This is a genomic window from Paraburkholderia atlantica, from assembly GCF_000092885.1.
Classification (GTDB): Bacteria; Pseudomonadota; Gammaproteobacteria; order Burkholderiales; family Burkholderiaceae; genus Paraburkholderia; species Paraburkholderia atlantica.
Map to the genome: position 1 here is coordinate 64,705 of NC_014119.1, position 12,489 is coordinate 77,193.

A 12,489-nucleotide genomic window follows, 5' to 3' on the forward strand; every position below is an offset into this window, starting at 1 on the left:
GACCACGATGAACGCGCCCATACCCTTCGCTGCTGGTTGGCCCGGACCGTCGACGCCGTTTCACGCGAGTGAACTGGAAGCCCAGGCACGCGCGGGCTACACGGAGATTGCCGACGCGGCCGGCCGTCGCGGCATTCGTGACTATATGCCGGACCAGCACCGGCAGTTCTACGCGCAACTGCCGTTCATGATCGTCGGAGGCATCGACGCAGACGGGCAACCATGGCCGACCTGGCGCGTGGGCGAGCCGGGCTTCGTCGCATCGCCGGACAACCGGACGCTGCGCATCGCGGGCGGCGAGTTGCCTGGTGATCCGCTCGTTGGCACGTGGCGGGAAGGTGCGCTGATCGGCGGTCTCGGGATCGAACTGCCGACGCGGCGTCGCAACCGCGTCAACGGCGTGGTGACGTCGGTCGACAGCGAAGTGGTGACGATCCGGGTGAGCCAGGCCTTCGGCAACTGCGCGCAGTACATTCAGAGCCGAACACCTGAGCGGACCCCTCGCGACGGAACGGACACGCTGTCCAGGCAACGGCGTGCCACGCGGCTGTCCGATGGAAGACCGTACGCTGCTCGAGCGCGCCGATACGTTCTTCATCGCCACGGCTAATGTCTCCGACGACGCCGGTGTCGCGCGCGGCGTGGACGTGTCGCACCGAGGTGGCCTTCCCGGTTTCGTGCGCGTCGACGATGATGTCACGCTGACCACGCCCGACTTCGCGGGCAACAAGTTTCTCAACACAATTGGAAATCTGCTGGCCGACCCGCGCGCGGGCCTCGTATTCGCAGACTTCGAGCACGGCGACCTACTCTACGTCGCCACCGAGGCGGAGGTCGTCTGGGACGGGCCCGGACTTACGATGTTCGAGGGTGCCCAGCGGCTGGTGCGCTTTCATGTTCGCGAGGTGCGGCGTAGCGAGGCGGTACTGCCGTTTCGCTGGACGTCCGCGCAATTTGCGCGCGAACTGGCACCTGCGTCCGAGACATGGTTTCGCTTGCGCGTGGCGGCGATTGAGCAGGAGACCGCTCATATCCGCTCGTTCCTGCTGGAGCGCGAGGACGGGGGCGCGCTGCCGGAATTTGAGCCAGGCCAGTTTCTGCCGATCCGGCTCGCCGTGCCGGGCCACGCCGCGCCGGTGGTGCGGAGCTATACATTGTCGGGGCGCGATGGCCGCCGCCGCTACCGTATCAGCGTGAAGCGGCACGGCGCGGCATCGTCGTGGCTGCACGACACGGTGGTGAGCGGCGATACCATCGAGGCAATGGCGCCGCGTGGCACATTCACGTTCGATGCCTCGAGCCCGCGGCCCGCCGTGTTCCTTTCGGCGGGCATCGGCATCACGCCGATGATCGCGATGCTCGAACAGGCGCTTGGCGGCGTCGGTGCGTCGTCGCCGCATCGGCCGGTTTATTTTTTTCACGGCGCTCGCACGGAAAGCGAGCGGCCGTTTGGCGGTTTCCTGCGTCGGGCAGTTGCGCGGCATCCCAAACTGTTTGTGCACCTGCTGAACAGCGAGCGGGGCGAGATGGCTCACGGAAGGATCGACGTGGAGCGGCTCAAGCAGATGCTGCCGTTCGACGACTACGATTTTTATCTGTGTGGACCGGCCTCGTTCATGCGTGATCTCTACGAAGGTCTGCGCGCACTGAACGTCGCCGATGAGCGTATCCGCTTCGAGGCATTCGGACCATCAACCGTTACTCGAACACGCACGAAAGGCGTCGCGCCTCCCGTAGTCGAAACGGCGGTAGCTGCGGGCGCCGCGGTGACGTTCCGCCGGTCGGACCGCACGGTCAACTGGTCGGCGGAACAGGGCAGCGTTCTGGAACTGGCCGAGGCGAATGGGATAGCTGCACCTTCGTCGTGCCGCGCCGGTACCTGCGGCACATGCGCTGCGCGCGTGCTGGAGGGCAGTGTGGTTTATACCGCCGAGGCTGTCGCCGAGCCGGGGCCGGGTTGCGCGTTACTCTGCATCGCGAAGCCAGTAGTCAGTGCGGAGGGCGGGCAGCGGAGCATTGTGATAGACCTTTAGTCGCGGCTGTCAGATGTCCATTGCGGGCTCGCATGTTGCGCATCGCGGCACAAGGTCTGGTTGTATCTGCTGCGCGGCGTGAAGATCGACCGCGCCAATCAGGTGTTCGCACTGGACACTACGTACATTCCGATGGTGCGCAGCTTCGTGTACCTGACAGCGGTAGGGCGCATCCCTGTAAGCCGCGGATGCCGTCTTGGCGCTGAGAGAAGCTTTTGTCCGCTCGGACTGCCGGACATCGTGAACACGGATCAGGGCAGCCAGTTTACTGCGGGTGCGTTCACCGGAGCGGTGCTGGGCTAGGTCATTCGCCTGTCGATGGGCGGCTGATCGGGCATACCTCGCGACGCTGCCTGCGATCAAATCCGCAGCATGATTGTCTCGGCCGTTGCACTCAAAATCTCGAAAACTTGATTGTACGAGCGAGGCCACCTCTGGTAGCCGGCTAGCAAATGAGAGATAAGCAATTTGCCCTCTCAGTTGCGTGTGCGACGCGCCCCCCTTCGCGGCACCGATTGCTCAGCCATTCAATGTGTTCGTTATACCGACCAATCTATTAATGCTGTTCGGAGCCAAGGTAATGGCTCTCGCCCGAAATCGCGAGTCGATAGCATGGCCTACGACTATAGCGCCAAAAGCAAAGCGTTCGTTCATTTGCTGATTGATCTCTTCGGGCTGTCATGCGACTTCGGTGTCCACGGACTTAAACACCAGGAAGCTGGGGACCATAGCGACGCATCCAGTCTGCGATGCCTTCTAGCGAGAAGATCAGCTTTCGCGCGACGGGGGTGCGAAGAACTCCGGGCGAATCTCACTTCCGGCGCTTGCCTTGAACCTTGGGCCATGCTGACAACGCAATATCCGCCAGGTGATTCAGCATTGCCTTGCTCGCCCCGTCACAGGACTGTGCGGACATGCCTTGCACAACGGCGCCGTAAAAGCGTGCGAGCGCTTCGGTGTCGGTCTCACTACCTAGCTCACCCTCTACGACGGCGCGGTCCAGGCGTGCCTTGACGGTCTCTATCGCAAGGGACCGTCGTGCGGCGGCTACCTGCGCGGCAGACTCGCACTTTTCGCCACGCTGAAGACCAGCATTCGAAATCATGCAGCCGCGCGGCCTTTTCGGGTCGGTAAAGCGTGATGCCGCGTCGTGCAGGTAAAACGATATAGCATCGTAGGCCGTCATCTTCCCCTGCAGAGCTTCCATGAATTGCTTGCTCTCACGTGCGCTCACGTAATCGACTGCCAGTCTGTACAGGTCTTCCTTCGAGCCGAATGTCGCATACAGGGATGGCGGCGGAACACCCATAGCCTCGGTCAAATCGGCAATTGAGGTGCCCTCGTATCCACGCTCCCAGAACATCCTCGCGGCTATTTCAAGCCCTACATCGCGGTCGAGCAACCGTGGTCTGCCACGTTTACGAACAGGCCCGTTCATTTTTTAGCAAGTCCTATAAAAAACCGTTGACGGGAATCTTCCACGATTATTATTATAGCAGTCACTACACAACGTAGTCGAAAAGGAGAGTTTCATGTCTGCAAAACTGTCGGGCAAAACCGTCCTCGTGACGGGAGCCTCGCGTGGTATTGGTCGTGCTGTGGCTCTGACCCTGGCGAAAGAAGGTCCCGCACTGATCGGTGTGCACTACAGCAGCAACGCTGATGCTGCTCACGCTACGGTCCGCGAGATCGAGGCTCTGGGCGTGAAAGCCGTGCCCATCGCTGCGAACCTGACTCGCGGGAAAGCAGCTACTGACAGTATCTGGCAACAGTTCAAGGCCGCAGCCATCGAAGTCACTGGCGAGCCCAAGCTCGATATCCTCGTCAACAACGCTGGGATCGCACCGGCGGCGCTGCTGGAACAGACCTCGGAGGAAGCTTTTGACGAGGTCGTGACGATCAATTACAAGGCACCGTTCTTCCTGACCCAGGCTGTTTCAGATCACCTCCGTGATGGCGGTCGTATCATCAACATCTCGACGGGCTTCACCCGCGTTGCAGCTCCGACGCACCCGGCCTATGCCTCAACGAAAGGTGCGATTGAAACGCTGACGCTGGCGTTGGCCCCGCACTTCGGTCCTCGGGGTATCACGGTCAACGCAGTGGTGCCGGGCGTGACGGACACGGATATGAACGCCGACTGGCTGAAGAATCCGGAGGCCAAGGCCGGAGCTGAAGCCATGTCCGTGTTCAAGCGCGTGGGTCAAGCCCAGGATGTGGCTGACGTCATCGCTTTCCTCGCATCTCCTGAGGCGCGGTGGATTACCGGACAAATGATCGATGCCACGGGTGGCGCTCGGCTTTGATCACTGCGTCGACCGCGTTTCGCTCCCAGTAGTGGGCGAGCAAGGGGTTAGTCGAAAAAGCGCCGTAGGTCAAAATCGCTACGGCGTTTCTTTCTTTGGACGCTTATGTTCGATCAGCGCTGGTTCAGCGCGATGGGGACTGGGCAGACAGGGAAAGGGCCTTTGCGTGAGATGCCGGGCCTCGGCACCCTTGCCAATTCTGTGACCATTGGAGCTGTAGCCGATCTCACGATGCAGGTGCTGGGAACGCCCCAGCATTTCGGTCAGCGCGTCGCGTTCACCATCGGTGGAGTTCTTTTATGTGGGCTGGGTTCGGCGCTATACATCGGAGCACAGTTGGGTCGGGGACCCCGTGATGGCCTGATGACGGGTTTTCACCGTATAACAGGATTGTCGTTGAGGCTCGTGCGTACCGTGCTCGAGGTGACGGTCTTGATCGGGGGGCTGCTACTGGCAGGTATGGGGCTTTTCAATATCGGCACGGTGTTGTTTGCACTATGTATTGGTCCACTGACGCAAACGTTCTTGCCGTGGGTGATGGTTACCCTTGACCCCAAGAGTTGACGGGTATGGAATGAGTTCAAGACCGGTCGCTCGATTTCCTCGATCGGAAGTCAGCGCCGACGCGAGGCTACTCCTACGCGGACTTACCGCAACTGGTCCGAAAGCCGTGCCTGCATGACGTAGGCTTACATCATCGGAATATGCAAATGATGCGGATCGTTCAAGGTCTGCGCCACACATTGCAACGCGTAGCGACAATCGTCCCTATCTTGCGGGCCCCCGAGACAAAGCCGGATTGCATTCGGCGGATTGCCGTCCGTCGAGAAAGCAGGGCCCCCGACCGCGCCTACGCCCTGGTTGCGCAATTGCAGCGCGAGTTCGGGCGCGTTCCAGTCGCAATGCGGCGGAATCCGCAGCCATAAATGGAAGCCATCGTCGTGCGCGTCGTAGTGCCAGTCGGCGAGTTCCTGTGCCGCGATCGCCTGGCGCGCATTGGCTTCCTTGCGGATCGCATCGAGCATTTCATGCGCGGTTCCGTCATTGACCCATTGCGTTGCCAGCATCACGGTAAAAGGACTCGGCATCACCGTCGTGGCACGCAACGCGCCTGCCACACGTTGTGTCTGCCGCGCAGTCGGCGCGCGCAGATAGGCGACACGCAAGCCCGCACCCAGCGTTTTAGAAAAGCCGGTGACGTACCACGTCAGTTCCGGGGCGAGCGTGGCAAGTGCCACAGGCTTGTTCGATGGCAGCCATCCGTATGCATCGTCTTCGATGATGGGGACGCTGTAGCGCAGCGCGACATCCGCGAGCGCCTCGCGCCGCTGTAACGACAGCGTGAGCGTGCTCGGGTTCTGCAGCGTAGGGTTGCAGTAGAACGCGCCCGGTTTTTCGCTCCTGCAGAGCGCTTCGAATGCATGCGGCAGTGGACCTTCATCGTCGCGCGGCAGTGGCTGCAGGCGCACACCCATTTGCGATGCGATCGCCTTGATGCCCGGATAGGCAAGGGTATCGAGGCAGATCGTCTCGCCCGGTCGCGCAAGCTGCGATACGAGCGCGACGAGCGCGCTGTGAATGCCGGGGCACACCAGCACATTAGCTTCCTCGCAATCGGGCAAGCGTTGCTTGAGCCACGCTCGGCCCGCCGCGCGATCGTCGGGCGTTCCGCCGAAATCCTGGTAGCGCAGCAGGCGATAGGGATCGGTATGCGCCAGCAGGCTCGCCGACGATTCCCGCAATCGTGCCGCGAGCTCGGGGGGCTCGGGCGGCATGTTCATCGACATTTCGACACTGCTTCCGCCGGCTAGCGGCAAGGTCTGCGTACGTCCACGCACGAAGGTGCCGCTGCCCGCTCGAGCATCGAGCAGGCCGCGCTTGCGCGCCTCCGCATAGGCGCGCGCGATGGTCGTGTAGTTCAGATGCAAGGCACCCGCAAGATCGCGTAAGCCGGGCAAGCGGTCCCGCGGACGCAGACGTCCGCTCGCCAGATCCTCTTCGATCAGATCCGGTATCACGAGATACGCCGGTTTGCGGCTTTCAGTCAGCCGTTTGAGCCAGTGATGCGTGAGACTGTCCATGCCAGTAATTTCCAATATGGATTCCCGATTGCCTTATTCAAAAGTAGCACAGCGGTCGCCCGAAAAAATAATCGGTATTCGTTCACTTCAAGACTTGATCGCATTGATCGGACGAGTGCCCGCCTACGGGGTATTGCGCACCATGCAGACGCGAACAATGCCTTTTCGCTGCCCAAAGACGGTGCGCGACCAAACTTGAAAAAATATGAAAAGCCCCGTCGAACGAGGCGCGTAAGGAAATTTTTCGGATCGCTCGAACCATCCTGTTCTGATTGATTGGAAGTTGATTGCATGAACCGGGCCGGAAATTGGCACACGCGTTGCAATAAACGATTCGCCATCCGGTTCCTTTCGGTTGAGCAATCCGATCAATGACACGACTTATTGGAGAGCGAAATGCCCGCCGTCAATCAACCTCTGCATCAGAAAGGCGACTACCTGGTCGACTACGAAGAGAAGGTTTTTCCGGACGTCAAGGCCGAGCCCGGTGAAAAAGCACTGGTTACGTTTCACACGGTCGCATTCGAAGGATCGATCGGCTTCGTCAATCTGCTGCAGGCGACCCGCCTTCAGCGCAAGGGCTTCGATACGTCGGTACTGCTCTATGGCCCGGGCGTGACGCTGGGCCTGCAACGCGGTTTCCCGACACTCGGCGACGAAGCGTTTCCCGGTCATCTGAATTTCAACAACCAACTGGTCAAGTTCATGGCAGAGGGCGGCAAAGTCTACGCGTGCCGCTTTGCATTGCAGGCACTGTACGGTCACGGCGAGGCGTCGCTGATCGAAGGCATCCGGCCGATCAATCCGCTCGATGTGCTCGATCTCCAGTTGCTCCATCGCAAGGAAGACGCGCTGATCATCCACACGTGGACCGTTTGAGCGCGCCGGGTGCCGATCATGTCCGAGCAACGAATCATCCGTGCAGCGGCGGTGCAGATTGCGCCGGAGTTCGAGCGTCCCGGCGGCACGCTCGAGAAAGTGTGCGCCGCCATCGACGAAGCCGCGCAACAGGGCGTACGGCTGATCGTCTTTCCCGAGACGTTCGTGCCGTACTACCCGTACTTCTCTTTCGTACGTCCACCGGTGGCGTCGGGCGCCGATCACATGCGTCTCTATGAGCAGGCTGTCGCCGTGCCGGGGCCAGTCACTCAGGCTGTGTCGGAACGGGCGCGGCGCCATGCGATGGTCGTCGTGCTCGGCGTCAACGAGCGCGATCACGGCAGCCTGTACAACACGCAACTCGTGTTCGACATCGACGGCCGCCTCGTGCTCAAGCGCCGCAAGATCACGCCGACGTTTCATGAACGGATGATCTGGGGACAAGGCGACGCCGCGGGCCTCAAGGTTGCGCACACGGGCATCGCGCGGGTCGGCGCGCTCGCGTGCTGGGAGCACTACAACCCGCTGGCGCGCTATGCGCTGATGACGCAGCACGAAGAGATCCATTGCAGCCAGTTTCCCGGCTCTCTCGTTGGTCCGATTTTCGCCGAGCAGATCGAGGTCACGATCCGCCATCACGCGCTCGAATCGGGCTGCTTCGTCGTCAATTCGACGGGCTGGCTCAGTGAAGCGCAAATCGAGTCGGTGACAACCGATCCGAAGCTGCAAAAGGCGCTGCGCGGCGGTTGCATGACGGCAATCGTTTCGCCCGAAGGTCAGCACCTTGCCGAGCCGTTGCGCGAAGGCGAAGGGATGGTCGTCGCCGATCTCGACATGGCGCTGATCACCAAGCGCAAACGCATGATGGATTCGGTCGGCCACTATGCGCGCCCTGAATTGCTCAGTCTAGCGATCAACGATCGCCCCGCGACGCCGGTCGCGCCGATGTCAGCGGCGTTTGCGGCCGCGAGTGCGGACATTGGCTTCGAAACCACGAGTGGAGGTCAGGATGAATGCCAGCATGAATCTGTCGTCTGAGAGCGCAAGTGCGCGCGAGATGATGGAATTGCGCACGGAGTTGCAGTCGACGGGCCTGCGGCTCGTCGATCCGAACGCGGGCGCCGCCAGCCGGCGCGGTGGCGCGGGACCTTCCGACCACAAGGCAGTGACGGTCGATGGCGTGACGATCATGGTGCCGGTGCACACGAGCTCCGCGTGGAATTCGCCGTTCGTCGCGGGCGTGCCCGACGAAGCGGGCGAAAGCGCGCTGATGCGCGGCACGATTCCGATCGCGAACATCACTTTCCCTAAAGCGCCACGCTTCGCGCGGCTGCAAACGCTCGACGGCGTGCAGTATTCGCACATCGCGACGCTGCACGGAACGGATGTGCTCGCCACGACGGTGCTGCAAACCTGCATCCGCTACGAAAGCCGCAAGAAGACATGTAAGTTCTGCGCGATCGGCCAGTCGCTCGCGGCGGGTCGCACGATCGCGCGCAAGACCCCGGAGCAGCTGGCCGAGGTCGCGCGCGCCGCAGTCCTGCTCGATGGCGTCAGGCACATGGTGCTCACGACGGGCACGCCACCCACGCCCGATCGCGGCGCGCGGATTTTGTGCGAGAGCGCGTTCGCGATCAAGGCGGCCGTCGATCTGCCCATCCAGGCGCAATGCGAGCCGCCCGACGACGACGTCTGGTTCGAGCGAATGAGGGCGAGCGGCATCGATACGCTGGGTATGCATCTCGAAGTGGTGAGCCCCGAAGTGCGCGCCCGCGTGATGCCGGGCAAGGCGAGCGTGCCCATTTCGCGTTACATGGAAGCGTTCCGGGCGGCCGTCGCGGTGTTCGGCAAGGGACAGGTCAGCACGTACATACTCGCGGGTCTCGGCGATACGGCCGAGGCGATCCTGTCGATCTCGCGCGAGCTGATCGACATCGGCGTGTATCCGTTCGTCGTGCCGTTCGTGCCGATCAGCGGCACGCCGCTCGAAGATCACCCCGCGCCCACGCCCGAGTTCATGAAGTCGATACTCGCGCCGCTCGGCGCGATGCTGCGCGATGCGAAGATGCGCTCCGCCGACATCAAGGCCGGTTGCGGAAAATGCGGCGCGTGCTCGTCGCTGGCATCGTACGAGGCCTAGCCATGTACTGCGAAACCTTTGACGAATCCGACGCGTTGCCGCTCGCGTTCACGCCCGCCGAATACCGCGTGAAATGGGCCACGCTGCCATGGGAAAGCAACCAGGCGTATGCACTGCGGCGCGCGGTGTTCTGTGTCGAACAGGGCATCTTCGTCGGCGACGACCGCGACGACATCGACCGTCACGCGAAGCTGCTCGTCGCGCTCAGCTGCGTTGCCGGCGTGCCCGAACAGGTGGTGGGGACGGTGCGGATTCACGAGACGCAGCCGCGCACGTGGCTCGGCTCGCGCCTCGCGGTGCACGCCGCGTTCCGTTCGCACGGCAAGCTCGGCTCGACGCTGATCAGGCTGGCCGTCAGCAGCGCGCATGCGCTTGGATGCGAGACCTTTCTCGCGCATGTGCAGAGCCAGAACGTACCGTTGTTCCGGCGGCTGCACTGGCAGACGGTCGCGGAGGAAATGCTGTTCGGCCGGCCGCATCACCTGATGGAGGCGGACCTCGCGCATTACCCGCCGTGCCATACGCCGGAGAGCGGTTTCGTCACGTCGTCGCGGGGGCGATCATGAGCCTGCGCGATCTCGTCGAACGCCTGCGTGAAAGCCGCGGCTTTCGCCACAAGACCGATATAGCGGGCGTGGTTGCATCGCTGGCGGCGCATTTGCCGCATGGCGCGCGCGATCTCGCCCAGGCCGTCGCAGTGGGCGACGACTGCGCGGCGATCGCTGATGGCGACGGCTATCTGCTCTTTGCGATCGAAGGGCTTGTGTCAGATTTCGTCGCGTCGATGCCCTGGTTCGCGGGCTATAGCAGCGTGATGGTCAACCTTAGCGACGTCTATGCGATGGGCGGCCGGCCGCTCGCGGTCGTCGATGCGCTGTGGAGCGACGGGCTCGGCGCCGCCGAAGAGATTCTCGCGGGTATGGCGGCGGCATCGAGAGCGTATGGCGTCCCTGTGGTCGGCGGGCATAGCAATGCGCGCAGCGCTCAGCCGCAACTGGCGGTGTCGATTGTCGGCCGCGCACGCAGACTGTTGTCGAGTTTCAACTCGCGGCCCGGCGACTGTCTGATCATGGCCGTCGATCTGCGAGGCCGTTTTGAAGATCCCTATCCGTTCTGGAACGCATCGGTGGGCGCACCGGCGCAACGCTTGCGCGACGATCTGGAACTGTTGCCGCTGCTCGCGGAAAGCGGTCTTTGCGATGCGGCGAAAGACATCAGCATGGCGGGTGTGCTCGGAACGTCGTTGATGCTGCTCGAATGCTCGGGTGTTGGTGCGCGTATCGATCTCGACGCGATTCCGCGGCCAACGGGCGTCGATTTCGAACGTTGGCTCAACGCGTTTCCGAGCTTCGGCTTCCTGCTGTCGGTGCGCGAAGAACATCTCGAAGCAGTGCTTGCGCGCTTCCGGCAGCGCGATCTGGCTTGCGCAATGATAGGGCGCGTGGACGCATCGCGCGAAGTCGTCGTCACGCAAGAAACGGATGCCGCGCTGCTATGGAGTTTCGCCGATGGTCCATTTATCGGTGCGCCAGCGCAGGTGTCAGTATGAGCACCACGCCATTGCGCATTGCGCTCTTCACGCACTCGGTGAATCCGCGTGGCGGCGTCGTGCACACGCTCGAACTCGGGCGCGCGCTGCAAGACGCGGGGCACGAAGTGACGATCTTCGCGCCTTCGGTTAATGGCGCGCGGATGTTTCGTGCTTCGCCGTGCCGGATCGTGCTCGCTCCGGTCGATGCGCACGGCAACGATACGGTATCGATGGTGCAGATGCGCATCGACGCGCTCAAAGCCGCATTGCGCGACGATGCCCCATCGGACTACGACGTCCTTCACGCGCAAGACGGGATCGGCGGCAATGCGCTCGCCGAGCTTCGTCAGGAAGGAGCGATACGCGGCTTCGTGCGTACCGTCCATCATCTCGATGCGTTCAGCGACCCTCGTTTGATCGAATGGCAGCGGCGCGCGTATGCGGATGCCGACGCGGTCTTCTGCGTCAGCGACACATGGACGCGCAGAATGTTGAAGGATTACGGCACCGCGGCATCGACTGTCAGCAACGGCGTCGATGTCGAGCGTTTCCGGGCCGAGTACGCGGGGAACGATACGAGAGCGCTTGCGAAGTTCGGTATCGATGGTGCGCCGGTCGTGCTGGCGGTGGGCGGTATCGAGGCGCGCAAGAACACACTGCAACTTCTCGACGCGTTTGCTTTGTTCCGGCGCACCCACTCCGGTGGGCAACTGGTTATCGCAGGCGGCGCAAGTCTGCTCGATCACGACGCTTACACTCGGCGATTCGTGGCGCGGGCCACAGAATTGAATCTCGCGATTGGACGAGGCGAGCCGATCGTCGTCACGGGTGCGCTGCATGACGACGAGATTCCCGCATTGATGCGACGTGCCGATGTCGTTTCGATGGTGTCGCTGTGCGAGGGTTTCGGGCTTGTCGTGCTGGAAGCGCTGGCCGTGGGGACGCCCGTCGTCGTCTCGAGGATCGAGCCGTTTACGGAGTATCTGAACGATCGCGTCTGCTGCTGGGCGCAACCTGACGACGCGGGCAGCATCGCGCAAGCGCTGCAATACGCGCTGGACCGGCGCGGTGGCATCGACTTCGAGTACGCGGTACCCGACCTGCTGGATCGCTTCAGTTGGCGCGAGAGCGCCCGCTGCCATATCGGCTTGTACCGGCGTTATGCACAGCCGGCCGCCGCCTGAATCTCTCTTTCAAAGGAAACGCGATGCCTGTCATGCATTTCAGGGTCCAGTGGCCGGACGGCACCGAGGCCAACTGCTATTCGCCCTCAACGGTTGTCGGCGAATACTTCGTTGCCGGGCAGCGCTATGCGCTCGACGACTTCGTCGAACGGGCGCGCGAAGCGCTCCATATCGGCTCGGAACGTGTACGCGAGAAGTACGGTTTCGCGTGCTCGGCTGCGATGGACCAGCTTGCGCGCATCGAGGCGCAGGCGGAGCGCTTCGCATCGGATGCGCAGGCCAAGGTGAGTATCGTCGAACTTTTGTGAAACCCGGATGCAGCGCACGTCACGAGC

The 12,489-nt window shown here is 62.3% G+C and carries 12 protein-coding genes and 1 pseudogene; 11 read left to right on the forward strand and 2 right to left on the reverse strand.

Going from position 1 to position 12,489, the window contains the following annotated elements:
• Positions 1 to 7: 7 nt before the first annotated feature.
• Both BC1002_RS27870 and BC1002_RS27875 read left to right on the forward strand, forming a co-directional pair.
• Positions 8 to 2,033: pseudogene (locus tag BC1002_RS27870) on the forward strand (pyridoxamine 5'-phosphate oxidase family protein).
• Positions 2,034 to 2,093: 60 nt separating this feature from the next.
• Complete coding sequence (locus tag BC1002_RS27875; RefSeq protein WP_049870298.1) at positions 2,094 to 2,336, forward strand: hypothetical protein; 243 nt, start codon at positions 2,094 to 2,096, stop codon at positions 2,334 to 2,336.
• 508 nt (positions 2,337 to 2,844) lie between these two features.
• Here BC1002_RS27875 and BC1002_RS27880 read toward each other — a convergent pair.
• Complete coding sequence (locus BC1002_RS27880) at positions 2,845 to 3,471, reverse strand: TetR/AcrR family transcriptional regulator (RefSeq protein WP_013093333.1); 627 nt, start codon at positions 3,469 to 3,471, stop codon at positions 2,845 to 2,847.
• Positions 3,472 to 3,565: 94 nt separating this feature from the next.
• Between BC1002_RS27880 and BC1002_RS27885 the strand changes: the two genes are divergently transcribed.
• Positions 3,566 to 4,339 carry an SDR family oxidoreductase gene (locus tag BC1002_RS27885; RefSeq protein WP_013093334.1) on the forward strand — a complete coding sequence of 258 codons (774 nt, stop codon included), beginning with the start codon at positions 3,566 to 3,568 and terminating at the stop codon, positions 4,337 to 4,339.
• Between the two features lie 105 nt (positions 4,340 to 4,444).
• On the forward strand, positions 4,445 to 4,903 hold the full coding sequence (locus BC1002_RS27890; RefSeq protein WP_193373064.1) for a YczE/YyaS/YitT family protein: 459 nt from the start codon (positions 4,445 to 4,447) through the stop codon (positions 4,901 to 4,903).
• 125 nt (positions 4,904 to 5,028) lie between these two features.
• On the opposite strand, the gene BC1002_RS27895 is transcribed toward BC1002_RS27890, so the two are convergent.
• Positions 5,029 to 6,420, reverse strand: a complete 1,392-nt coding sequence (locus BC1002_RS27895; protein ID WP_013093335.1) for an aminotransferase-like domain-containing protein — start codon at positions 6,418 to 6,420, stop codon at positions 5,029 to 5,031.
• Between the two features lie 396 nt (positions 6,421 to 6,816).
• Here BC1002_RS27895 and BC1002_RS27900 point away from each other — a divergent pair, with 396 nt between their 5' ends.
• From BC1002_RS27900 to BC1002_RS27930, 7 genes are read left to right on the forward strand one after another with little or no spacing between them, the layout of a single operon-like run.
• Positions 6,817 to 7,299, forward strand: coding sequence for an MSMEG_0572/Sll0783 family nitrogen starvation response protein (locus BC1002_RS27900; protein ID WP_013093336.1), 483 nt, complete (start codon positions 6,817 to 6,819; stop codon positions 7,297 to 7,299).
• A gap of 18 nt (positions 7,300 to 7,317) precedes the next feature.
• Positions 7,318 to 8,337: a Nit6803 family nitrilase gene (locus BC1002_RS27905; protein WP_013093337.1), complete on the forward strand. Its 1,020-nt coding sequence runs from the start codon at positions 7,318 to 7,320 to the stop codon at positions 8,335 to 8,337.
• Entirely contained in the window at positions 8,309 to 9,439 is a 1,131-nt protein-coding gene (locus BC1002_RS27910) for an MSMEG_0568 family radical SAM protein (RefSeq protein WP_013093338.1), read from the forward strand. The genes BC1002_RS27905 and BC1002_RS27910 overlap by 29 nt, the downstream gene beginning before the upstream one ends.
• Before the next feature lie 2 nt (positions 9,440 to 9,441).
• Positions 9,442 to 10,005 (forward strand): MSMEG_0567/Sll0786 family nitrogen starvation N-acetyltransferase, encoded by a 564-nt coding sequence (locus tag BC1002_RS27915; protein WP_013093339.1) that lies wholly within the window; start codon positions 9,442 to 9,444, stop codon positions 10,003 to 10,005.
• Entirely contained in the window at positions 10,002 to 10,988 is a 987-nt protein-coding gene (locus BC1002_RS27920) for a sll0787 family AIR synthase-like protein (RefSeq protein ID WP_013093340.1), read from the forward strand. The genes BC1002_RS27915 and BC1002_RS27920 overlap by 4 nt, the downstream gene beginning before the upstream one ends.
• Positions 10,985 to 12,154 (forward strand): MSMEG_0565 family glycosyltransferase, encoded by a 1,170-nt coding sequence (locus BC1002_RS27925; RefSeq protein WP_013093341.1) that lies wholly within the window; start codon positions 10,985 to 10,987, stop codon positions 12,152 to 12,154. The genes BC1002_RS27920 and BC1002_RS27925 overlap by 4 nt, the downstream gene beginning before the upstream one ends.
• Before the next feature lie 23 nt (positions 12,155 to 12,177).
• The gene (locus BC1002_RS27930) at positions 12,178 to 12,462 is read left to right on the forward strand and encodes an MSMEG_0570 family nitrogen starvation response protein (RefSeq protein ID WP_013093342.1); all 285 of its coding nucleotides are present in this window, start codon (positions 12,178 to 12,180) and stop codon (positions 12,460 to 12,462) included.
• Positions 12,463 to 12,489: the final 27 nt, after the last annotated feature.

Excerpts from the sequence above, each read along its gene's own strand:
- BC1002_RS27905 (WP_013093337.1), top strand. The coding sequence starts at position 7,318 with ATGTCCGAGCAACGAATCATCCGTGCAGCGGCGGTGCAGATTGCGCCG.
- BC1002_RS27920 (WP_013093340.1), top strand. The coding sequence starts at position 10,002 with ATGAGCCTGCGCGATCTCGTCGAACGCCTGCGTGAAAGCCGCGGCTTT.
- BC1002_RS27930 (WP_013093342.1), top strand. The coding sequence starts at position 12,178 with ATGCCTGTCATGCATTTCAGGGTCCAGTGGCCGGACGGCACCGAGGCC.
- BC1002_RS27885 (WP_013093334.1), top strand. The coding sequence starts at position 3,566 with ATGTCTGCAAAACTGTCGGGCAAAACCGTCCTCGTGACGGGAGCCTCG.
- BC1002_RS27895 (WP_013093335.1), bottom strand. The coding sequence starts at position 6,420 with ATGGACAGTCTCACGCATCACTGGCTCAAACGGCTGACTGAAAGCCGC.
- BC1002_RS27925 (WP_013093341.1), top strand. The coding sequence starts at position 10,985 with ATGAGCACCACGCCATTGCGCATTGCGCTCTTCACGCACTCGGTGAAT.
- BC1002_RS27915 (WP_013093339.1), top strand. The coding sequence starts at position 9,442 with ATGTACTGCGAAACCTTTGACGAATCCGACGCGTTGCCGCTCGCGTTC.
- BC1002_RS27900 (WP_013093336.1), top strand. The coding sequence starts at position 6,817 with ATGCCCGCCGTCAATCAACCTCTGCATCAGAAAGGCGACTACCTGGTC.
- BC1002_RS27890 (WP_193373064.1), top strand. The coding sequence starts at position 4,445 with ATGTTCGATCAGCGCTGGTTCAGCGCGATGGGGACTGGGCAGACAGGG.
- BC1002_RS27880 (WP_013093333.1), bottom strand. The coding sequence starts at position 3,471 with ATGAACGGGCCTGTTCGTAAACGTGGCAGACCACGGTTGCTCGACCGC.
- BC1002_RS27910 (WP_013093338.1), top strand. The coding sequence starts at position 8,309 with ATGAATGCCAGCATGAATCTGTCGTCTGAGAGCGCAAGTGCGCGCGAG.